16 protein-coding genes are annotated in these 23512 nt (G+C 41.9%); all 16 read left to right on the top strand.

Annotated elements, in window-relative coordinates; all coding sequences use genetic code 11:
- The first annotated feature begins 51 nt into the window (after nucleotides 1-51).
- The 16 genes from glf to pyk all read left to right on the top strand — a co-directional run bounded on the left by glf (nucleotide 52) and on the right by pyk (nucleotide 23497).
- Complete coding sequence (gene glf / locus FYJ75_RS04885; protein WP_154429336.1) at nucleotides 52-1200, top strand: UDP-galactopyranose mutase; 1149 nt, start codon at nucleotides 52-54, stop codon at nucleotides 1198-1200.
- A gap of 14 nt (nucleotides 1201-1214) precedes the next feature.
- The gene (locus FYJ75_RS04880; RefSeq protein WP_154429335.1) at nucleotides 1215-2228 is read left to right on the top strand and encodes a glycosyltransferase family 2 protein; all 1014 of its coding nucleotides are present in this window, start codon (nucleotides 1215-1217) and stop codon (nucleotides 2226-2228) included.
- A gap of 178 nt (nucleotides 2229-2406) precedes the next feature.
- Entirely contained in the window at nucleotides 2407-3291 is an 885-nt protein-coding gene (locus FYJ75_RS04875; RefSeq protein WP_154429334.1) for a YitT family protein, read from the top strand.
- Between the two features lie 144 nt (nucleotides 3292-3435).
- The gene (locus FYJ75_RS04870; protein WP_154429333.1) at nucleotides 3436-4101 is read left to right on the top strand and encodes a DUF4190 domain-containing protein; all 666 of its coding nucleotides are present in this window, start codon (nucleotides 3436-3438) and stop codon (nucleotides 4099-4101) included.
- Nucleotides 4102-4107: 6 nt separating this feature from the next.
- A complete protein-coding gene (locus FYJ75_RS04865) occupies nucleotides 4108-5067 on the top strand; it encodes an RluA family pseudouridine synthase (RefSeq protein WP_154429332.1) in 960 nt (319 codons plus the stop codon).
- Entirely contained in the window at nucleotides 5027-5803 is a 777-nt protein-coding gene (locus FYJ75_RS04860) for an ABC transporter ATP-binding protein (RefSeq protein WP_154429331.1), read from the top strand. The genes FYJ75_RS04865 and FYJ75_RS04860 overlap by 41 nt, the downstream gene beginning before the upstream one ends.
- A 1-nt stretch (nucleotide 5804) precedes the next feature.
- Complete coding sequence (locus FYJ75_RS04855; protein WP_154429330.1) at nucleotides 5805-6986, top strand: ABC transporter permease; 1182 nt, start codon at nucleotides 5805-5807, stop codon at nucleotides 6984-6986.
- A gap of 236 nt (nucleotides 6987-7222) precedes the next feature.
- The gene (locus FYJ75_RS04850; protein WP_154429329.1) at nucleotides 7223-8617 is read left to right on the top strand and encodes a PTS mannitol transporter subunit IICB; all 1395 of its coding nucleotides are present in this window, start codon (nucleotides 7223-7225) and stop codon (nucleotides 8615-8617) included.
- Nucleotides 8618-8652: 35 nt separating this feature from the next.
- Nucleotides 8653-10752 carry a BglG family transcription antiterminator gene (locus tag FYJ75_RS04845; RefSeq protein ID WP_154429328.1) on the top strand — a complete coding sequence of 700 codons (2100 nt, stop codon included), beginning with the start codon at nucleotides 8653-8655 and terminating at the stop codon, nucleotides 10750-10752.
- 12 nt (nucleotides 10753-10764) lie between these two features.
- The gene (locus tag FYJ75_RS04840) at nucleotides 10765-11187 is read left to right on the top strand and encodes a PTS sugar transporter subunit IIA (RefSeq protein ID WP_154429327.1); all 423 of its coding nucleotides are present in this window, start codon (nucleotides 10765-10767) and stop codon (nucleotides 11185-11187) included.
- A 36-nt stretch (nucleotides 11188-11223) separates the two neighbouring features.
- Nucleotides 11224-12486 carry a zinc-binding dehydrogenase gene (locus tag FYJ75_RS04835; RefSeq protein ID WP_154429326.1) on the top strand — a complete coding sequence of 421 codons (1263 nt, stop codon included), beginning with the start codon at nucleotides 11224-11226 and terminating at the stop codon, nucleotides 12484-12486.
- Between the two features lie 475 nt (nucleotides 12487-12961).
- Nucleotides 12962-14776, top strand: coding sequence for a glutamine--fructose-6-phosphate transaminase (isomerizing) (gene glmS, locus FYJ75_RS04830; RefSeq protein ID WP_154429325.1), 1815 nt, complete (start codon nucleotides 12962-12964; stop codon nucleotides 14774-14776).
- A gap of 422 nt (nucleotides 14777-15198) precedes the next feature.
- Nucleotides 15199-18357 (top strand): isoleucine--tRNA ligase, encoded by a 3159-nt coding sequence (gene ileS, locus FYJ75_RS04825; RefSeq protein ID WP_154429324.1) that lies wholly within the window; start codon nucleotides 15199-15201, stop codon nucleotides 18355-18357.
- A gap of 64 nt (nucleotides 18358-18421) precedes the next feature.
- Complete coding sequence (locus tag FYJ75_RS04820) at nucleotides 18422-20890, top strand: glycogen/starch/alpha-glucan phosphorylase (protein ID WP_154429323.1); 2469 nt, start codon at nucleotides 18422-18424, stop codon at nucleotides 20888-20890.
- A 22-nt stretch (nucleotides 20891-20912) separates the two neighbouring features.
- Entirely contained in the window at nucleotides 20913-21734 is an 822-nt protein-coding gene (locus FYJ75_RS04815; protein WP_235907008.1) for a TraX family protein, read from the top strand.
- 335 nt (nucleotides 21735-22069) lie between these two features.
- The gene (gene pyk / locus FYJ75_RS04810; RefSeq protein WP_154429322.1) at nucleotides 22070-23497 is read left to right on the top strand and encodes a pyruvate kinase; all 1428 of its coding nucleotides are present in this window, start codon (nucleotides 22070-22072) and stop codon (nucleotides 23495-23497) included.
- Nucleotides 23498-23512 lie beyond the last annotated feature (15 nt).

The following is a 23512-nucleotide window of genomic DNA, read 5'->3' as shown; positions in this document are numbered from 1 at the left end:
ATAATTCTTAAAGCAAAGATTTATTTTGCAATTTGAAAGGATTATAGATTTATGTATGATGTAATTATTGTCGGTGCAGGAATTGCAGGAGCAACTGCTGCAAGAAAACTGGCAGAAGAAGGTAATAAAAAGGTATTGGTAATTGAGCGTCGGAATCATATTGGAGGAAACTGCTATGATCTTCCAGACGAGCATGGGATTTTAATCCATGAGTATGGTCCGCATATTTTCCATACAGATGATGAACGCGTGAGAGAATTTCTTTCCCGTTTTACGGAGTGGTACGATTTTGGACATGAGGTTGTTGCAAAGGTTGGTGACAAACTGATCCCTGTACCATTTAATCTGAACACACTGCATATGGTGTATGACAAAGAAAAGGCAGACCGCCTTGAAAAGAAGCTGATCGCAGAATACGGAGAGGGCAGCCGTGTCCCGATCATGAAGCTTCGTGAGAATGAAGATCCGGATGTCAGAGAGATTGCGGAATATGTATATCAGAACGTTTTTCTGCGTTACACCATGAAACAATGGGGACAGACACCAGAGGAGATCAGTCCTGAGGTTACCGGACGTGTTCCGGTCGTTATTTCATACGACAACCGGTATTTTAAGGACAAGTATCAGAGTGTTCCGCTTCACGGATTCACTCCGATGTTTGAAAAAATGTTAGATCACGAGAATATCGAGGTTATTCTTGGTACAGACTGTAAAGAAGTACTTTCCTTTACCGATGGCAATGTTTATTTCAAAGGTGAGCAATTTCATGGAGATTTGATCTATACAGGAGCAATCGATGAACTGTTCGATTGCAGATTTGGAAGACTTCCATATCGTTCTCTGGATTTTCAGTTTGAACATCTGAACCAGGATTCTTTCCAGGGACACAGCGTTGTAAATTACACCGTCAGCGAAGATTTTACACGTATTACAGAGTTTAAATTCCTGACAGGTCAGAAGGATTGTGACGGAACAACGATTGTAAGAGAGTATCCGTTTGCATACACCGGAGCTGCTGGAGAGACACCATATTATGCAATCTTAAATGATGAAAACAGAGCACTTTACAATCAGTATAAAGAGCTTACCGATGCGTTTGGAAAATTCCATTTACTTGGACGTCTTGCGGAATACAAATACTATAATATTGACGCAATGACAGCAAAAGCATTTGAGCTTGCTGATAATCTGATGAAATAAGAGGACGAATCATTATGAAACTTTTATCATTTGCCATTCCTTGTTACAATTCGGAAGCTTATATGGAGAAATGTATTGAATCCATTCTTCCTGGCGGCGAGGATGTGGAAATTCTGATCATTGATGACGGATCAAAGGATCGTACTGCAGAAATCGCAGATGCATATGCTTCCAGATATCCGACAATCTGTAAAGCAATCCATCAGGAGAATGGTGGACATGGAGAGGCTGTCAATGCGGGAATCCGCAATGCAACAGGATTATATTTTAAAGTAGTCGACAGTGATGACTGGGTGGATCAGGATGCTTACCGCAGCATTCTTGCCAAGCTGAAAGAACTTGCAGGCGGAAATAAACACCTTGATATGTTTTTGGCCAATTATGTGTATGAGAAGGAAGGTGCCAAACATAAAAGGGTTATGAGACAGACCGGATTTCCACAGGACTGCATTTTTACATGGAATGATATCCGCCATTTTTTCAAGGGACATTATATTTTGATGCATTCCGTTATTTATCGTACACAACTGCTTCGCGAATGTGGACTGGAGTTGCCGAAACATACATTTTATGTGGATAACATCTATGTTTACACACCACTTCCAAGTGTGAAAACCATGTATTATATGGACGTGGATTTTTACCGTTATTTCATCGGAAGGGATGACCAGTCAGTCAATGAAAAGGTTATGATCAGCAGAATTGATCAGCAGATCCGGGTAAACAAGATCATGATCGATGAATTCGATCTTTGGAAAATACCGAATCTGAAATGCCGTAAATATATGATGAATTATCTCGAGATCATTACCGTGGTTTCTACTGTTATGCTGCTCCGTTCCGGAACAGACGAGAATCTTGAGAAGAAGCGTGAACTCTGGAGATATATTAAGGATAAGGACATTCGCCTGTTCCACCGATTGAGAAGAGGAATTCTTGGTGGAGCGATGAATCTTCCGGGCAAGAGTGGACGTAAAATTTCTGTTGCAGCATACCGGCTTTCACAGAAGGTTGTAGGATTCAATTAAGGTTTTGGAATTGTTACCGGACAAACTTGACAGATAAATAATTCGGGACTAGAATAAGAGCGTTGAAAAGAGCAACTGCGTATTATATTTTTATAATGCGTAGGGGCTCTTTTTTATTTATTTTATAGTAGGTAATTGCAAAAAACATTACCTATTTATGAAGAGCGAGGTAAGGAAAATGAGCAAAACACAAAAAGAAAAGGCTTTCATTACAGCAAAACAGATATTCTGGGAGATTATCGGAAGCATCCTGATTGCAATCGGGGTTTACAATTTTGCGATTCATGCGGAATTTCCGATGACCGGATTTTCCGGAATTTCTATTATTTTATATCGTCTCTGGTCGATACCCATCGGGTTTTCCACAATTTTGCTGAATATACCGGTAGCAATTTTATGCTGGAAACTGCTTGGAAAAGGTTTTTTCCTGCGATCTGTCCGGTGTACGATCATCTCATCAGTTATTATAGATTATATAGCACCGCTTTTTCCAATGTATGAGGGAAGCCGGCTTCTGGCAGCACTTTGTACCGGTGTTTTTGCAGGACTTGGTTATTCTTTGATCTATATGCAGAATTCTTCGACGGGTGGAGCTGATTTTATCATTATGGCAGTAAAAGCTCTTCGTCCTCATATGGGAGTTGGCAGGATATCGTTTGCAATCGATGCTGTGATTATTGTTCTTGGAACTCTGGTATTTCGGGATGTGGATGGAATTATCTATGGTATGATCGTAAGTTTTCTGCTTGCGACAGTAATTGACAAAGTGATGTATGGTATGAATGCTGGAAAAATGGCATTGATTGTTACGGATGACGGAAAGAAGATCTGCGATGTGATTGAGGATTGCTGTCAGAGAGGTTCTACGATCTTAAAAGCACAGGGCGGATATCAGCAGGAGGAAAGGGAAGTTGTTATGTGTGCATGTAATAACAAGGAAATGTATCTGGTGCAGCAGGCTGTAAAAGAGGCAGATCCGGCTTCCTTTATGATTGTTCTGGAGTCGAACGAGGTGCATGGAGAGGGATTTCATCCGATCCAGGTTGGAGAAAAAGCTTCCTGAACAGAATAAGAAAACAGAAAGGTTAAGTAAGAAAATATTAATTTCCTTTCTGGTAGAGATATGTTAACATAAAATTATCATTTGAATATACCAAAGAATAGAGAAGGATCACAGATAAAATGGTTCTGTGAGGAAGGGAGAGTTATGAACGAGGAATTCAATGAAAATGTGAATCCTGAAACACAAGATGGTGGAGTTCAGAAAAATGAAACTCCGAATTATGGAACAAACACAGAGCAGCAGTATGGAACACCGGATTATGGGAATGCAAATCAGCAGTACGTAGCACCAGATTATGGAAACGCAAACCAGCAGTATGGAACACCGGATTACGGGAATGCAAACCAGCAGTACGGTAATCCGAATTACGGGAACCCAAACCAGCAGTACGGCAATCCGAATTACGGAAATGCAAACCAGCAGTATGGCAATCCAAATTACGGGCAGGCATCACAGAAAGGTCAGGGAATTGGTCTTGGAATCGCATCCCTGGTACTTGGTATCCTTTCTATTCTGCTGTTTTTAACATGTCTGAATTTTATACTGGGACTCGTTGCAATCGTACTTGGTATTATCCAGATCGTTAAAAATCAGAAAAAAGGAATGGCTATCACGGGTATTGTAACAGCTGTTGTTTCATTTGTTCTGACAATTCTTGTATATATTGGCGTTTTTGCGTATATTGGAACAGATGATTTCCAGGATCTTTATAACCAGTATTATGAAGAGTACTCCAATGATTATGAAAGCACAAACGTACAGGAAATGGACTGCCCGTTTGAAGTTGTTACCGGACTGGAAGAAATATAAGATAACATGGAGAGAGTGATTCAATATCGGATCAACGATCCTATGCCGGGACAAAAGATAAGTGGATATTTGAAAACTCATGGATATTCGGAACAAAACAGGGTGAACCTGAAAAAGGATTCGGACAGTATCTGGCTGAATGGAGTGCGTGTGCACCAGAATCATCTGTTGGAAGATGGAGATATGCTTGAGGTACGGATTCATGAGTTTGAAAATTCCGATCAGATACTGCCAGTGCAGCTTCCAATCGAGATTGTATATGAGGATGAGGACCTGATGGTAGTGAATAAAGCAGCAGGAATGCCGATTCACCCATCACGTAATAATCCGGACAATTCTCTTGGAAATGCACTGGCATGGTATTTTAAAGAGAAGGGAAGGCCATTTGTCTTTCGCTGTATCAATCGTCTGGACAGAGATACTTCAGGTCTTACAATCATTGCAAAACATATGGTGAGTGGGGCAGTTTTAAGCCAGATGGTAGCTGCCAAGTCGAAAGAGGGCCTTCAGGCAGAAGGAATACACAGGGAATATCTTGCAATTGTGAGAGGTGCCGTGAATCCGCCGCAGGGAACAATCAATGCTCCCATTGCCAAAAAGGAGAGCGTGCATCTGGAAAGAATGGTAGATTTTACACGAGGAGAGCGTGCTGTCACACATTATCAGGTGGTAAAAGAGCATGACGGATACAGTCTGGTGGCATTGCAGCTTGAAACAGGGCGGACACATCAGATCCGGGTACATATGAAATATATCGGGTATCCACTTATAGGAGATTTTGTATACAATCCGGATATGACAAGGATCAGCAGGCAGGCACTTCATGCCTGGAAGCTGACATTTCCGCACCCGATTACCGGGGAACATATGGAATTTACTGCGCCATTGCCCCGGGATATGAGTCAGATAATAGAAGGAGAAGAAAATGGAAAAGGAAGTGATTCTGAAAGTAAGCGATCTGTGTAAGACGTTTAAGCTTTCAAAGAAACAGCAGAAGATCCAGAATACGGCGAGCAAAGTGAAAGTCGCTGTTGATCATCTGTCTTTTGAAGCATATAAAGGAGAAATATTCGGTCTGCTTGGACCGAATGGAGCGGGAAAAACAACAACACTCCGCATGTTGTCGACATTGATACGCCCGGATTCCGGAGATGTGATCATCGATGGCGTAAGTGTGGTAAAACAGCCGGAACTTGTGCGTGAAAAAATTGGATTTCTGACCAGTGAGCTGAAACTGGAAGAGTTTTTTACACCGAATTATCTGTTTGATTTTTTCTCAGATCTTCATGGCGTAGAACCACAGGTCAGGGAAGAACGGAAAGCAAGAATGTTCAAACGGTTTGGAATCGATCAGTTCGCAGAAGTGAAAGTGGCCAATCTGTCGACCGGAATGAAACAGAAAACATCGCTGGTGGTTTCCCTTGTGCATGATCCGGACATTATCATTTTCGATGAGCCAACCAATGGACTGGATGTTATCACGGCCAGAACAGTTACCGATTATCTGGCAGAATTGAAAGCAGAGGGTAAGACCATCATTGTGTCTACCCACATTTTCAGTCTGGTAGAGCGGCTGTGTGACCGTGTCGGAATCGTAATAAACGGACAGATGACAGTTTGTGATACGCTCAAGGCTCTTACTGCGGAGAAGAGTCTGGAAGATAAGTTCTTTGAAATCTATATGGAAACGGCAGGTGATTAGGATGGAGAATAATGTCATAACGATTATAAAAAAGGAATTTGCGCGTTTTTTTGGAGACCGGAGAATGGTATTTACCTCACTTCTTATGCCGGGTCTGATCATCTATATTATGTATTCCATCATGGGAAACAGTTTTTCCAATATGGCAGATACGAGTCAGTCAACTTATGAGATCGATGTGGTTAATCTTCCAGATTCCATGAGCATGCTTGTGGACATGGATCAGACAGACGTAACGACCATTGAAGCCGGGGATGTGGAAGATGCCAAAGAGAAATTAAAGTCTGAGGATCTGGATCTTCTGATTGTTTTTCCGGATGATTTTGATGAAAAAATGCTTGCGTATGATGCAATGACGGCAACAGAGCCTGCTCCGAATATCGAAGTATATTACAATTCTGCATCAACGGAATCCAGTGCAGCGGCAGATCTGTTTTCGACAGTTGCAGACCAGGTCGAATCCTCACTTGCCAATAAGTTTGATATTAATGCAGGAGATAAAGTATATGATGTCGCGAGCAACGAAGACCAGATGGCGAAGATGTTTGCAATGATGCTGCCAATGCTTGTGCTGATGTTTTTATTCAGCGGATGTCTTGCGGTTTCCGCAGAATCCATTGCCGGTGAGAAAGAGCGTGGAACGATCGCAACACTTCTGGTTACACCTATGAAAAGAAGTGAGCTTGCGTTAGGAAAAATAGCAAGTCTCAGTGTGATCGGTGTTTTAAGTGGTCTCTCCAGCTTTATTGGAACCATGCTTTCACTTCCAAAACTGATGGGAGAAATGGGAGAAAGCGGATTTAGCAATGTATATCAGCCGACAGATTATGTTTTGCTTTTTCTGGTCATTGTGACAGCTGCACTTCTTATGGTTGGATCGATCGCGATCATATCAGCGTTCTGCAAGACGGTAAAAGAGGCAAGCACTGCGGTCATGCCTTTCATGATCGTTGTTATGGTGCTTTCATTCACGACAATGATGGGAAGCGGCGCTCAGAAGGCAGTATATTGGTATCTGATTCCTCTTTATAACAATGTACAGTGTCTGGCAGGAATTTTTTCCAGGGATTACAGCCTGACCAATATTGTAGTTACCGTGATCGTAAACGTTGTTTATTCCGGAATTCTTGTCGGAGTACTTACAAAAATCTTTGACAGCGAAAAGATCATGTATACAAAATAATATCATACAGGACAATATCAGAATGAAGCCACAGCTTTGGGGATCATACCTCAGACTGTGGCTTTTTGTGATAGGCGTACTTTTTTACTTTTGTCACTTTGACACAATGACAAAGATAAAGGTCTTTAAATTGAAAATATTAGTCATATTAACTATAATAAAATTAACGAAAGACAAATGCATTTGCTTTTGGGGAAAAGCAACCAGATAAATAGAAGAAGGGATGGGGGAACAATATGAAAGAAAAAGTACAAAGCTTTGGTCGTTTCCTAAGTGGCATGGTAATGCCGAATATCGGGGCGTTCATCGCCTGGGGATTTTTGACCGCATTATTTATATCGACCGGATGGTTTCCAAATGAAAAACTGAGCAGTATCGTCAGCCCGATGCTTACATATGTGCTTCCGATTCTGATCGCATATCAGGGCGGTAAACTGGTAGGTGGCGACAGAGGAGCTGTCATGGGGGCAGTTGCAACGATCGGTGTCATTTGTGGAACAGAGTATACCATGTTCATGGGAGCCATGATTATGGGACCTTTTGCAGGATGGGTGATCAAGAAATTTGATAAAGCTGTAGAAGGCAGGATTCCGGCAGGATTTGAAATGTTAGTCAACAACTTTTCCGTAGGTATCCTTGGCCTGATTCTTTCCATTATTGGATATTATCTGATCGGACCATTTATGGGAGGCGTACTTGCAGTATTAAATACCGGAGTACAGTTCCTTGTAAACCACAGTATTTTACCACTGGTATCCGTATTCGTTGAGCCGGCAAAGGTATTGTTCTTAAACAACGCGATCAATCATGGAATCTTTACTCCACTTGGAGCAGAACAGATTGCAGATGCCGGAAAATCTATTTTCTATCTGATCGAGACGAACCCGGGACCTGGAGCAGGTGTATTACTTGCATACTGCTTATTCTCAAAAGACAAAAAAACAAAAAATTCAGCACCTGGAGCACTGATCATTCATGTACTTGGTGGTATTCATGAGATCTCATTCCCGTATGTGCTTATGAATCCATTACTTTTACTGGCAACAATCGCCGGAAGCGCATCAGCACTTGTTTACTACTCCGTATTTGGACTTGGACTTACCGGACCGGCATCTCCTGGAAGTATCATTGCATACCTTGCAATGGCACCAAAAGGATCGACACTTGCAATCCTTCTTGGAGTTGTGATCGCATGTGGTGTTTCACTCGTAGTTGCAGCACCGATCATTAAGATGACAGAAGGAAAACGACATGTTGATCTTGATGATGCAACTGCCCAGATGAAGAGCATGAAAGCAGAATCCAAAGGACAGAGCACAGAGGAAATTAAAGTAGAAAAAAGTTATTATCCGGCAGAAATCAAACATATTGTATTTGCATGTGATGCAGGAATGGGCTCAAGTGCTATGGGAGCAACCGTTTTGAAAAAGAAACTGAAAGCAGCAGGACTGGAAATCGAAGTTACACATGCTTCTGTGTCAGATATTCCAAAAGATGCACAGATCGTTGTAACACACGAGGATCTGAAAGAACGCGCAGTAAAGAGCGCACCACAGGCGAAACTCGTTACAATCACCAATTTTATGGCAGCACCGGAGTATGATGAACTGGTTAATGAACTGAAACAGTAAAGACGAAAAGGAACTGAATCGAAGGGGGAAGATTCATGGAATTTACATCGAGGGCAAGACAGATTCTGATGATCCTTCTGGAATCAGGGAAACCGATACCGGAACAACAGATCGCAGATTCTATCGGGGTAAGTAAAAGAACGGTACAACGGGAAGCAGAATATCTCGGGTCTGATCTTTTATCATACCATCTGGAACTGAAGAGAAAGAAAAGTGCAGGGGTATATCTCGAGGGTGATTCTGTGGATCTTCTGAAGCTGAAAGAAGATTTAAAACAGAGTGCGGGAACTGAAATTACAGATAAGAATCTTCGCAGAAAATATCTGATCGCAGAGCTTTTAAAGGAGCGGATTCCCAAGAAACTGTTTTATTTCAGCGAAAAATTCGGAGTCAGTGAAGCAACGATCAGCAAAGATCTGGATGCAGTGGAAGAATGGATGGAACAAAGTCATATCCATCTGATCCGAAAACCGGGATACGGGGTAATCCTGGAACACAATGAGAAGAATTACCGGAAAGCTTTGCAGAGATTTGTGAATGAAAATGTTGGAGATGAAAATATCCGTGCACTGATGAAAAATCATGGACAGGCAATGACGGATGTGATTGATTCATACGGAAACCGCAACATTTATGAATTATTAAACAGTGATGTACTGGGGAGAGTAAGCAGGACGTTTCAGGCAATGGATGAGCCGAGGTTGAAGCTGATGACAGATGAATCATATATCGGGCTTATGCTTCATATTACCATTGCAATTGATCGAATTCAGAAAGGAGAAGTTCTGAATGAGAATAACAGCCGGGATCTGAAGTATGAACCGGATGAAGATTATATGCTTGCCAAAGAGATTATCCACCGGTTATCTGAAGAATTTGATCTTACGATTCCGGAAAGTGAGACGGCATATATTCTGTTACATATCCGCGGCGCGAAAGTCAATTATTCCGGACAACAACAGGATGAAGCAATGGGAGCGGATGAAATCTTAAATCTGATCGACCATATGCTGGGGGTATTTGATAACGAGACTGCTTATGAACTGAAATGTGATGAAGAATTTATTCACGGACTGATGATGCATCTGGAACCGGCGTTGATCCGTATCCGGAATGATATGAACATTTATAATCCGCTTTTAGATGAGATACGGAAAGAATATCCGGATATATTCGGTCAGTGCAAAGAAGCTGCAAAAATTATGCAGCAGCAGATCGGCTGTGAAGTTCCGGATTCGGAAGTGGGATTCCTTGCAATGCATTTTGGGGCAGCAATTGAAAAAATCAGGGAATGCAGGATCATTACCAGAAATGTAGAGATCGGAGTCATATGTGCCAGCGGATTTGGTGTAGCACGGCTGATGATGACAAAGCTGGAAAATAATCTGAGCAGAAATGTAAGAATCCGTACTTATGGAAGAGATGAGGTTACACCATATGTTATGGGACGTACCGATTTCTTTGTGACAAGCTTTGATCTTGAGGATGAAGGAATGGATTATCTGAAAGTAAGCCCGCTCATTACAAGAAATGAACTTCTTATGATACAGGCAAAAGCAGATGAATATTCACATATTCCAAAGAAACAGGAAGATACGGATTTTACCAGACAGTTAGAAACGATTAATGAATTATCGGTAAAGATCAAATCCCTGATCCGTAATTACCACAATTATATTTTCCCGTCAGAATGTACACTCGAAGAACTTCTTGGAAGAGCAGCAGTTCTTGTTACCGAAAATCAGGCTTGTGCAGCGCTCCTGAAAGCGGATCTGTTAGCGCGGGAAAAGGTTATGACACAGGTTTTCCCGGAAATGGGATTTGCACTTTTTCATACCAGGACGAAGGCCGTAAAAAAAGTGGCTTTTTACACAATCTCACCGGAAGAAGAAACCATTTTTCAGGATGAATCACTTGGCGGAATCCGAAGCGCCGTGCTTATGCTGATGCCGGCTGGGGCAAAGGAAGAGCAGGAGCAGGATAAAGAAATGCTTGGACAGATCAGCAGTGCATTTGTGGATGATGAGACATTTTTACAGACCATATTTACAGCAGAAGAAGCAGATATCCGTGAGAAGCTTCAGACGGTTTTAAAAACATTTTTTAATGATTATATCAGTAAATTCAGTGAATAGGAGGATATGACAATGAGCGAAATCTTAAAAAAAGAAAACATTTTAACCAACTGTAAACCAGCTCCAAAGGAGGAAATCATTAAGAAACTCGGACAGATTCTTTATGAGGATGGCTGTATCGAAAAAGAATATATTCAGGGAATGATCGACAAAGAGGGAGTATTTAACACAAATATCGGTAATTCCATTGCAATTCCACATGGAATTGAAAGCAGTAAAGTATATGTGAAAAAAGCAGGAATCGCAATTATGACAATCCCGGAAGGAACCGACTGGGGTTCGGATGAACCGGTTCGAATTGTGATCGCGATTGCAGGGGATGGAGATGTTCATATTGACATCCTTGGACGGATTGCAGAAGTACTTTCCGATCCGGACGATGTGGAAAAAGTTGTAAACAGTAACGCAGATGAAATCTATGCACTTTTTGCATAAGAACACAAAAGTATAGAAAAACAGGAGGAAAACAAAATGAAAGCAAAAGCAGTCAGAATGTATGGAGAAATGGATTTAAGATTAGAGGAATTTGAACTTCCGGAGATCAAAGAGGATGAGATCCTTGTTAAAGTCATGAGTGACAGTATCTGTATGTCAACCTATAAACTGGCAAAACAGGGTAAGAAACATAAACGCGCACCTCAGGATATTGACGTACACCCAATCATTGTTGGACATGAGTTTTCCGGAGATATTGTTCAGGTTGGAGATAAATGGAAAGAGCAGTTTAAACCAGGTGAGAAATTTGCATTACAGCCTGCATTAAATTATAAGGGAAGTCTGGATTCCCCTGGATATTCTTACAGATATTGTGGTGGAGCTTCTACATACTGCATCATTCCTCATGAAGTTATGGAACTTGGATGCCTGTTAAAATATGATGGAGACAGCTATTTTAAAGCATCTTTAGGAGAGCCGATGAGCTGTATCATTGGTGGATATCATGCAAACTATCATACCAATAAACAGAATTACGATCATGCAATGGGAACAAAAGAAGACGGCAATATCCTGATTATGGGAGGCTGCGGACCAATGGGACTTGGTGCAGTAAGCTATGGACTCTGCTTTGAAAATAAGCCAAAGAGAATCGTTGTAACCGATATCAGTGAAGAAAAGATCGCAAGAGCAAAAGAATGCATTCCAGAGTCGGAAGCAGCAGAAAAAGGAATTGAACTGATCTATGTTAATACAAGTGCATATGATGATCCGGAAGCGGAACTTATGAAGATTTCCGAGGGACATGGATATGATGATGTGTTTGTCTATGTACCATTCAAACCGGTAGCTGAAATGGGAGATCGTTTACTGGCATTTGACGGATGCATGAACTTCTTTGCAGGACCTACAGACAATCAGTTCAAAGCAGAAATCAATCTTTATAACTGCCATTATACAAGCACTCATATTATGGGAACAACCGGTGGTAATACCGCTGACCTGATTGAAGCAATTGACCGTGCAGCAAAGCATGAGATCAACCCTGCTGTTATGGTTACACATGTAGGCGGTATCAATGCAGTTGCAGATGCAACCTGTCACCTCCCGGAGATTCCAGGTGGTAAGAAACTGACTTATATGCAGTTTGATATGCCGCTTACCGCACTTACCGATTTTGAGGAACTTGGAAAAACCGATCCTTTATTTGCAAAACTGGATGCCTGCGTAAAAGCAAACCGTGGATTATGGAATGCGGAAGCAGAAAAAATCCTGTTTGAGCACTTCGGTGTAAAATAAATTATATTTTGTTATTTGATACAGCCACGTGCCCCCTAATCACATGGGTGTATATCAAATATAAAGGTCCTCCGGATACCATTCCGGGGGACCATTTTCAGAAGATCTGTTGTACACAAAGATCAATTCCAATGTGTTTTTTAAACAATCTTAGGATAATTTTTCCATTGAGGAAAAGATGGGGGTATGATAAAATGGTTTCGTCTGTGAGAGATGGAGGAAACAGATTTCGAAAAGTTAAAAACTTTAGCGCCATGCACCGGTTGGAACGGAAAGATCCGGATGGATCACAACCGGTTAACGAGGATTCAGGTTATCGAAAATTCGGCGGATGCCTGAACGCAGGAACGGCTGCGTATGCAGGGTTAAACAGGATGGTAACATCTGAACAAAGCCTTTGCAACCGTATCGTGAACTATGACAAATATCCCTTAGGGATCATATACTATTTTTAGAGAATAAGGAGATTTCAATTATGTGTGGAATTATTGGATTTACAGGTAAATTAGAGGCTCAGGATATCTTATTAAACGGACTTGCAAGTCTGGAATACCGCGGTTATGACAGCGCAGGTATTGCTTACTTCAAGGATACCGGAAAGATTTCTCTTAGAAAAACGGTTGGAAAGGTAAAGGATCTTCGCGCAATCTGCGACGATGAGAACAACTCTACCTGCGGAATCGGACATACAAGATGGGCAACTCACGGTGGAGTGACGAATGCAAATGCACATCCGCATAAAGTTGGACAGATCGCTTTGATTCACAATGGAATCATTGAAAATTATCATGAACTTGTAAATAAATTTGATCTTGCAGACCAGCTGATCTCTGAAACCGATACGGAGGTTGCAGCAGCTCTCATCAATAAGCTTTATAACGGAGATCCGAAGGAAGCATTGAAAAAAGCAGTAGCTGAGATCGAAGGGTCTTTCGCATTCTGTGTACTTTTTAAAGATCATCCGGGTGAAATCTATGCAATCCGCAATGTCAGCCCGATGGTTGCAACACATTGTGAAGAGGGGTCATTCATTGCTTCGGATCTGACGGCATTCATCAAGTACAATAAACGTTATTTTATTGTGCCGGAATACCATATCCTCACAATGAAAGAGGACGGAATCGATCTGGAAGACTTAAATGGTAATGCAGTAGAACCGGAATACTTAGAAGTAAACTGGGATGTTACCGCTGCCCAGAAAGACGGATATCCTCATTTCATGATCAAAGAGATCCATGAGCAGCCACAGGCAATCACAAGAACGATCACACCAAGAATCAAGGATATGCTTCCGGATTTCTCAGAGGATGGAATCCCGGATTCTTTCTTCGAAGATGTGAATGATATTACGATCGTTGCATGTGGTACCGCTATGTATGCAGGAATGGTTGGTAAGACCATGATCCAGAACAGACTTCATATTCCGGTAACGGTTGCGATCGCATCTGAATTCCGTTATGAGGAGCCTGTAATTACAGACAAATCCATGGTTATCGTGGTATCCCAGTCTGGAGAAACGATTGATACATTAGAGGCATTACGTCTTGCAAATAAATATACCAAAAAAACGCTTTCTATTGTAAACGTGAAGGGATCAAGTATTGCCCGTGAAAGCAGCTATGTACTTTACACACATGCAGGTCCTGAAATCGCTGTTGCAAGTACAAAAGCTTATACCGTTCAGGCTGCAACATTTTATCTGTTAGGCTGCAAGCTTGCACTGGTGCAGAATAAAATGTCCGTCGAGGAGGCACATGAATTCATTCAGACGCTTTCCGAGATCCCGAATTACATTGAAGAAGTTTTAGCTCAGGCATCCAATGTTGAACAGCTCACAAAACGTATGACAAATGCTGCAAATGCATTTTTCATTGGTCGAGGTCTTGACTATACGCTTTGCATGGAAGGTGCACTGAAATTAAAAGAGATTTCATATATTCATGCAGAAGCATATGCGGCAGGTGAGTTAAAACACGGAACAATTGCCCTGATCAGCGAAGGTGTTCCGGTTATCGCGGTTGCAACACAGAAACATGTATACAGCAAAGTGATTTCCAACATTCGTGAGGTAAAGGCAAGAGGTGCTTACGTAACTCTTCTTACAAGAGAAAAAGAGATCACAGATCCATCAATCTGTGATGTTCATATCAGTCTTCCGGATATTGCAGATGAATTTGCAATTTTCGAAGCTGTAGTTATTTTCCAGCTGATCGCTTACTACACATCCGTAGGAAAAGGATTAAATCCGGATCAGCCACGTAACCTTGCAAAATCTGTAACAGTAGAATAATTTTTAAATAGAAAAGGCTGTTGTGTTTGTTATTACAGACACAGCAGTTTTTTATTTGAAACTAGCCAGATAAACCAAATCCTATCTTGACAACCGGAAACACAGGTTTTATACTGAATGGGTAAATTTGAAGAGAAAGACTATGACGAAGACAGTAGTTCTCACAGGAATGTGATAGAGAGCCGGGGATGGTGGAAGCCTGGTACGAGTATGGTGGGAAGGAAGATCACTTCTGAGTCGCAGACTGAAATCCATCCGGTATCTGCCGTGGAAAGTAAGAATTGCCGTATTTCCTACGTTACAGGGAACGACGTATGCAGGAAGAATCCTAAGTACATTGTAACAAGGTGGTGAAACGCAGGCCCGCGTCCTTATTACAGGATGCGGGCCTTTTCTATGTTATATCAGAGCAGGAGGAAATTATGTACAACAAGGTTGACAACAATATGAACTTCGTTGACCGTGAGAAAAACGTTGAGAAGTTCTGGAAAGACAATGACATTTTCAAAAAATCCATGGAAAACAGAAAAGAAGGCGAAACCTACACCTTCTATGATGGACCACCAACAGCAAACGGTAAGCCACATATCGGACATGTCCTGACCCGTGTCATCAAAGATATGATCCCAAGATACCAGACAATGAAAGGAAAATATGTTCCTCGTAAAGCCGGATGGGATACCCACGGACTTCCGGTTGAGCTGGAAGTAGAGAAAATGCTCGGCTTAAACGGAAAAGAGCAGATCGAAGAATATGGAATGGAGCCTTTCATTGAAAAATGTAAAGAGTCTGTATGGAAATACAAAGGAATGTGGGAAGACTTTTCTGCAACCGTTGGTTTCTGGGCAGATATGGATAATCCATATGTTACTTATGACAATAACTTCATCGAATCTGAATGGTGGGCATTAAAGGAGATCTGGAATAAGGGACTTCTTTACAAAGGATTTAAGATCGTTCCATATTGCCCTCGTTGTGGTACACCGCTTTCATCAGCAGAAGTATCCCAGGGATATAAGACAGTAAAAGAGCGTTCTGCGATCGCCAGATTTAAAGCTGCCAATGAAGATGCATACTTTTTGGTATGGACAACAACACCTTGGACACTCCCAAGTAACGTTGCCCTCTGTGTGAACCCGGATGATACTTATATCAAGGTAAAAGCAGCTGACGGATACACATATTATCTGGCAGAGGCACTTGCAGATAAAGTACTCGGCAAGCTTGGCAATGAAGAAGAAGGAAAGAAAGCATACGAAGTATTAGAGACATATAAAGGTAAAGACCTCGAGTATAAAGAGTATGAACCGCTGTATGCATGCGCAAAAGAATGTGCAGACACACAGAACAAAAAGGGATTTTTTGTTACCTGTGACACTTATGTAACGATGACAGACGGTACTGGTATCGTTCATATCGCACCTGCTTTTGGTGAGGACGATGCGAATGTCGGACGTAATTATGATCTCCCGTTTGTACAGTTTGTAAATGGAAAAGGAGAGCTTACAAAAGAGACACCGTTTGCAGGACTTTTTGTAAAGAAAGCAGATCCGGAAGTATTAAAAGATCTGGAGTCCAAAGGACAGCTGTTTGATGCTCCAAAATTTGAACATGAATATCCACATTGCTGGAGATGTGATACACCACTGATCTATTATGCAAGAGAATCCTGGTATATCAAGGAAACAGCAGTAAGAGATGACCTGATCCGTAACAATAATACCGTAAACTGGATTCCGGAATCCATCGGTAAAGGACGTTTCGGAAACTGGCTTGAGAACATTCAGGACTGGGCAATTTCACGTAACCGTTACTGGGGTACACCACTGAATATCTGGGAATGTGAATGTGGACACAGAGAATGTGTTGGAAGCAGACAGGAACTTGCAGAACGTTCCGGCAACCCGGACGCTGCCAAGGTAGAACTTCACAGACCATATATTGATGAAGTAACATTCCCATGTCCGGAATGTGGAAAGACCATGAAACGTGTACCGGAAGTATTAGACTGCTGGTTTGATTCCGGAGCAATGCCATTTGCACAGCATCATTATCCATTTGAGAACAAAGAGGTGTTTGAACAGCAGTTCCCGGCACAGTTTATTTCTGAGGCAGTAGACCAGACACGTGGATGGTTCCATTCTCTGATGGCAGAGTCAACTTTATTATTCAATAAGGCTCCATATGAGAACGTTATTGTTTTAGGCCATGTACAGGATGAGAACGGACAGAAGATGTCCAAATCAAAGGGTAATGCGGTAGATCCGTTTGATGCATTGAAACAGTACGGAGCAGATGCAATCCGCTGGTATTTCTATATCAATTCCGCTCCTTGGCTTCCAAACCGTTTCCACGGAAAAGCCGTACAGGAAGGTCAGCGTAAATTCATGGGTACCCTGTGGAATACGTATGCATTCTTTGTTTTATATGCAAATATCGATAATTTTGATGCAACCAGATATACACTGGATTACAGCAAACTTTCCGTAATGGATAAATGGCTTCTTTCCAAGTTGAACTCAGCAATCATTGAAGTAGACAATGATCTCGGAAGCTATAAGATTCCGGAAGCTGCAAGAGCACTGGAAGAGTTCGTGGATGACATGAGTAACTGGTATGTAAGACGCTCACGTGAACGTTTCTGGGCAAAAGGAATGGAACAGGATAAGATCAATGCATACATGACGCTGTATACCGCACTTGTAACGATCTGTAAGTGTGCAGCACCAATGATTCCATTCATGACAGAAGATATTTACCGCAACCTGGTATGCAGCATTGATCCGTCTGCACCAGAATCCATCCACTTATGTGATTATCCGGTTGCAGATCAGTCCATGATCGATGTAGAACTGGAAAAAGCCATGGATGAAGTATTAAAAATCGTTGTTATGGGCCGTGCATGCAGAAACAGTGCAAATATCAAAAACCGTCAGCCAATCGGTCAGATGTTTGTAAAAGCACCGGAAAAATTAAGCGATTTTTATACCGACATCATCGCAGATGAGTTAAATGTTAAGAAAGTTACATTCTCAGATGATGTATCTGCATATACAAGTTATCAGTTTAAGCCGCAGCTTCGCACGGTAGGACCAAAATACGGTAAATACTTAAAACAGATTCAGGCTGCACTTGCCGAACTGGATGGCAATAAAGCAATGGCTGAACTTAAGGCAAATGGTGTGCTGAAACTTGACAGTGTCAGTGATGAGGTTGTATTATCAGAAGAGGATCTGCTTATTACAATGACACAGATGGAAGGCTATGTATCTGAGAACGATAACACGGTTACCGTTGTACTGGATACGAACCTGACTCCTGAATTAATTGAGGAAGGTTTTGTCCGTGAGCTTATAAGCAAGATTCAGACCATGAGAAAGGAAGCTGGTTTCGAAGTAATGGATCATATCGCAGTTTCATATATTGCAGATGAAAAAGTTACGGGAATCTTCGCAAAATACGGCGAGGAAATCAAATCAGAGGTACTTGCTGATGCAATCAGTTCCGGAGATCTCAAAGGATATGAGAAGGAATGGAGCATCAATGGTGAAAACGTACAGTTAGCAGTAGAAAAACAGTAGATTGAAAAGAGGGAGGAGAACAAAGCTGGTCTTGCTCCCTCTTTTTGCCGAATGGAGGAATGTTATGCGAAGCAATGTATTTAACAAAAAAGAATTTGTTTCTAACGTCAAGGATAATCTGAAGAATCTCTACCGTAAAACACTGGATGAGGCAAATCAGCAGGAAATTTTCCAGGCAGTTTCCACAACTGTCAAGGATGAGATCATGGACCGGTGGCTGGCCACGCAGCAGACTTTTGAGAAGGACGATCCGAAGACCGTGTATTATATGTCCATGGAATTTCTTATGGGTCGTGCGCTTGGTAACAATCTGATCAATCTGTGTGCATACAAAGAAGTAAAAGAGGCTCTGGAAGAACTGGGGCTGGATCTGAGCGTGATCGAAGACCAGGAGCCGGATCCTGCACTTGGAAACGGCGGACTTGGACGCCTGGCAGCATGTTTTATGGATTCACTGGCTACACTTGGCTATGCTGCTTATGGATGTGGTATCCGTTACCGCTACGGTATGTTTAAACAGAAGATTTCTGACGGATTTCAGGTGGAAGTTCCGGACAACTGGTTAAAGGATGGATATCCGTTTGAACTGCGCAGACCGGAATATTGCTATGAAGTCCGGTTTGGTGGAAATGTGCGCCCGGAATACGGGGAAGACGGATCCATGAAGTTTGTCCATGAAAATTATCAGTCCGTACTTGCAATCCCGTATGACATGCCAATCGTCGGTTATGACAATAACGTCGTGGACACATTAATTACATGGGATGCACAGGCAAAAGAAGTATTTGAACTGGATTCCTTTGATAAAGGCAATTACGAGCAGGCTGTGGCACAGGAGAATCTTGCACGTAACCTGGTGGAAGTGTTATATCCAAATGACAATCATGTGGCAGGTAAGGAACTGCGCCTGAAGCAGCAGTATTTCTTTGTTTCTGCAAGCATACAGAGGGCTCTGGCGCGTTTTAAAAAGCATCATGATGATATTCATGATCTTCCGGAAAAAGTCGTATTTCAGATGAATGATACACATCCGACCGTTGCTGTTGCAGAGCTGATGCGTATACTCGTAGACGAAGAAGGTCTTGGATGGGATGATGCGTGGAATATTACGACACATTGTGTCGCATATACGAACCATACGATCATGTCAGAGGCGCTGGAGAAGTGGCCGATTGAGATCTTCCAGAGACTGCTTCCACGTGTATATCAGATCGTGGATGAAATTAACCGGAGATTCCTGATTGAGATCGAGAACCGTTATCCTGGGAATGAATACAAAAAGCAGAAGATGGCAATTCTCTGGGATGGTCAGGTTAAGATGGCACACCTTGCAATTGCAGCCGGATTTTCGGTAAACGGAGTTGCAAAACTTCATACCGAGATTCTGATGAATCAGGAACTGAAGGATTTTTATGACATGTATCCGCAGAAGTTCAACAATAAAACAAACGGCATCACACAAAGAAGATTCCTCGCACACGCTAATCCGCTCCTTGCAGACTGGGTAACAAAACATGTTGGAAAGGGCTGGATCACAGACCTCTCCCAGGTGGCAAAGCTTGCTCCTTATGCAGAGGATCCGAAGGAACAGCAGGAATTTATGGAGATCAAGCGCAAAAATAAGATACGCCTTGCAAAATACATCAAAGAACACAATGGCATTGAGGTCAATCCGGATTCCATTTTTGATGTACAGGTTAAACGTCTGCATGAGTACAAACGTCAGCTGCTTAATATCCTGCATGTCATGTATCTGTATAATCAGCTGAAAAGTAATCCGAATATGGATTTTTATCCGAGAACATTTATCTTTGGAGCCAAGGCAGCAGCTGGTTACCGAAATGCAAAGCTTACGATTAAGCTGATCAATAATGTTGCGGAAGTGATCAATCATGATCCGGACATCCAGGGCAAGATTAAAGTGGTATTTATCGAGGATTACAGGGTTTCCAATGCGGAATGGATCTTTGCGGCAGCAGATGTCAGTGAGCAGATTTCGACGGCCAGCAAGGAAGCATCCGGAACCGGTAACATGAAATTCATGCTAAACGGTGCATTGACGCTTGGAACTATGGATGGTGCAAATGTTGAGATGTATGACGAAGTCGGAGCGGACAATATCTTTATTTTCGGAATGAGTGCAGAGGAAGTCATTGCCCATGAACAGCATAAAGACTATAATCCGATGGAGATTTACAACAATGATCCGGACATTCACAAAGTGCTGAATCAGCTGATTGATGGAACTTTCTCGGCAAATGACAAAGAACTGTTCCGGGATCTGTATAATTCACTTCTGAGCAATCAGGGTGGAAAGATCGCAGACAGATATTTTATACTGGCAGATTTCCGTTCTTATGCAAACGAACAGCAGAAGATCAATTCCTACTATCGTAACCGGAAAGCCTGGGCAAAGAGTGCAATTCTGAATGTTGCACATGTAGGAAAATTCTCGTCAGACAGAACGATACAGGAATATGTAGACGACATCTGGCATCTGGATAAAATTACTGTGAAGATGGACAGAATTTAAATAACTGGAAGGAAATTTGGACATGGATAATATGGGCATGACAAATGCTTTATACGCAGGAGAGGACCGCACTGCAAAATGCGGTGCCTGTACCGGTTTTACGCTTAAGATGATTGCTGTGATCACAATGTTTATTGATCATACGGCAGCAACGATTCTGGAGAGGGCATTGACATGTCCTTCTGCGGGGTATATTACAACGGCAGAAGCCTATAACAGATGGCTGACCGTCTATCAGATCATGCGCGGAATCGGGCGAATGGCCTTTCCACTGTATTGTTTTTTGCTTGTGGAAGGCTTTGTACACACCAGAAATGTGAAAAAATATCTTGGAAGAATGGCGGCATTTGCACTGATTTCAGAGATCCCGTTTGACATGGCCTTTAACAGGAGCTTTTTTGATATGTCGTACAACAGTGTGTTTTTAACACTGTTTCTGGGGCTTGCAGTAATTGCACTGGTTCATAAAGTGGATGAAAAACTCCAGATCCAGGATCAATCATTGCTCCACAGATATCTGAAATGCATTGCAATTGCGGCTGTGATCCTGGCGGGGATGATCCTTGCAGAATTACTGCATACCGATTACAGTGCGGCAGGTGTCGCAGCGATCTCGATCATGTATGTACTTCGGAGCAGACGAATGACTGCTTTTGCGGCAGGCGTTGTGACACTGGGACTTTTATGTGGTACAATCGAATTTTTTGCTCTTTTTATGCTGATTCCGATTTGGTTTTACAATGGAAAGCGTGGTTATTCGGCAAAATATTTCTTTTATGCGTTTTATCCGGTTCATCTGTTTTTACTGTCTGTGATCTGCTGGTTTATGGGTCTTGGAATATAAGATTTTTTCTGTCAGAAAACGCATAAGACCGGGTGTTGGAGACAGTCGTTCGCGTGATGCGAACATATGCAAATTTTGTGGAGTTTCTTGCCGAATTTTATTTACATTCTGGCAAAATTATGTTACATTATTTGCGGCTCTTTTTTGGAGAGTACTTTTCGATTGTTATTTTTTTGACAATTTCCGGATGTTTTTAGAGGGAACAGACGGGATTGTATAAAATAGCACGAAGTGGTAACAATTGGGAGTAATTCCCTTTTCATATCCGAATCTGTGTACTGAACAGTTTCGGTATTAACGTGTGTGGATGCACATCAGAAATTTAGGAGGAAACTATGTTAAGAAAAACCAAAATTGTATGTACATTAGGACCATCTACAGATGACGAAAATGTAATGCGTCAGTTAATTGAAGCTGGATTAAACGTTGCTCGTTTTAACTTCTCTCATGGACCACATGATGAGCAGATGGGCCGTATTAAAATGCTTAGAAAATTAAGAAAAGAACTCAACCGTCCGGTTGCAGCATTATTAGATACAAAAGGACCTGAAATCCGCCTTGGACTTTTCGAGAATGGTGAGAAGGTTCTCTTAAAAGAGGGACAGACATTTACTCTTACAACAGAAGAGATCACAGGTAACGCAGAGCGTGCATCAATCTCTTACAAAGAGCTTCCACAGGACGTTAAAGCTGGAAACCACATTCTGATCGATGACGGTCTTGTTGACATGGAAGTTCAGAGCACAACAGATACAGATATCGTATGTAAAGTAATCAACGCTGGTAAAATCGGAGACCGTAAAGGTGTTAACGTACCAAACGTAGACCTTTCTATGGAATTCATCAGCCCGAAAGATTACTCAGATATCCTTTTCGGTATCGAGAATGATTATGATTACATTGCAGCATCTTTCGTTCGTACAAAAGATGACGTTCTTGCAATCCGTAAGATTTTAAAAGACAACAACGCTGAGCACCAGATGAAGATCATTTCTAAGATCGAGAATATGCAGGGTGTTAAGAACATCGATGAGATCATCGAAGTATCTGACGGTATCATGGTTGCCCGTGGTGACATGGGTGTTGAGATCCCGATCGAAGAAGTACCTGTAATCCAGAAAGAGATCATTAAGAAGACAGTAGCAGCTGGCAAGATCGTTATCACAGCTACTCAGATGCTTGATTCTATGATCAAGAACCCACGTCCTACACGTGCTGAGGCTACTGACGTTGCAAACGCTATCTACGATGGAACAAGTGCTATCATGCTTTCCGGTGAGACTGCATGTGGTGATTACCCAGTTGAAGCTGTTAAGACAATGGCTAGAATCGCACTTCGTACAGAGCAGGATATCAACTATCTTTCAAGATTAAAGAACAACAAAGCAACATCTACACCAGATATCACAAACGCAATTTCTCATGCTACTGTAACATTAGCTGGTGACCTTGGCGCATCTGCAATCGTAGCAGTAACAAAATCTGGACGTACATGTGATGAAATCTCTAAATTCCGTCCAATCTGCCCAATCATTGGTGGATGTTTAACAGAGAAAGTATACCGTCAGCTGAACCTTTGCTGGGGCGTAGTTCCTACACTTCTTGATGAGAAAGAAGATCTTGATGAGTTATTTGCAGCAGCAACAACAGCAGCAAAAGCTACAGGAATCGCTAAAGAAGACGACGTTGTTATCATGACTGCAGGAGTTCCTCTTGGAGTATCTGGTACAACAAACCTTGTAAAAGCTGAGATCGTTAAATAATTTAATTGTATAGAA

Source organism: Roseburia porci (assembly GCF_009695765.1).
GTDB lineage: Bacteria > Bacillota > Clostridia > Lachnospirales > Lachnospiraceae > Roseburia > Roseburia porci.
This window is presented reverse-complemented; position numbering and strand designations above follow the sequence as displayed.

Coding starts and splice junctions, on each gene's coding strand:
- FYJ75_RS04840 (WP_154429327.1), top strand. CDS start 10,765: ATGAGCGAAATCTTAAAAAAAGAAAACATTTTAACCAACTGTAAACCA.
- FYJ75_RS04850 (WP_154429329.1), top strand. CDS start 7,223: ATGAAAGAAAAAGTACAAAGCTTTGGTCGTTTCCTAAGTGGCATGGTA.
- FYJ75_RS04860 (WP_154429331.1), top strand. CDS start 5,027: ATGGAAAAGGAAGTGATTCTGAAAGTAAGCGATCTGTGTAAGACGTTT.
- FYJ75_RS04870 (WP_154429333.1), top strand. CDS start 3,436: ATGAACGAGGAATTCAATGAAAATGTGAATCCTGAAACACAAGATGGT.
- FYJ75_RS04845 (WP_154429328.1), top strand. CDS start 8,653: ATGGAATTTACATCGAGGGCAAGACAGATTCTGATGATCCTTCTGGAA.
- FYJ75_RS04835 (WP_154429326.1), top strand. CDS start 11,224: ATGAAAGCAAAAGCAGTCAGAATGTATGGAGAAATGGATTTAAGATTA.
- FYJ75_RS04855 (WP_154429330.1), top strand. CDS start 5,805: ATGGAGAATAATGTCATAACGATTATAAAAAAGGAATTTGCGCGTTTT.
- glmS (WP_154429325.1), top strand. CDS start 12,962: ATGTGTGGAATTATTGGATTTACAGGTAAATTAGAGGCTCAGGATATC.
- FYJ75_RS04880 (WP_154429335.1), top strand. CDS start 1,215: ATGAAACTTTTATCATTTGCCATTCCTTGTTACAATTCGGAAGCTTAT.
- pyk (WP_154429322.1), top strand. CDS start 22,070: ATGTTAAGAAAAACCAAAATTGTATGTACATTAGGACCATCTACAGAT.
- FYJ75_RS04815 (WP_235907008.1), top strand. CDS start 20,913: ATGGATAATATGGGCATGACAAATGCTTTATACGCAGGAGAGGACCGC.
- FYJ75_RS04865 (WP_154429332.1), top strand. CDS start 4,108: ATGGAGAGAGTGATTCAATATCGGATCAACGATCCTATGCCGGGACAA.
- FYJ75_RS04875 (WP_154429334.1), top strand. CDS start 2,407: ATGAGCAAAACACAAAAAGAAAAGGCTTTCATTACAGCAAAACAGATA.
- FYJ75_RS04820 (WP_154429323.1), top strand. CDS start 18,422: ATGCGAAGCAATGTATTTAACAAAAAAGAATTTGTTTCTAACGTCAAG.
- ileS (WP_154429324.1), top strand. CDS start 15,199: ATGTACAACAAGGTTGACAACAATATGAACTTCGTTGACCGTGAGAAA.
- glf (WP_154429336.1), top strand. CDS start 52: ATGTATGATGTAATTATTGTCGGTGCAGGAATTGCAGGAGCAACTGCT.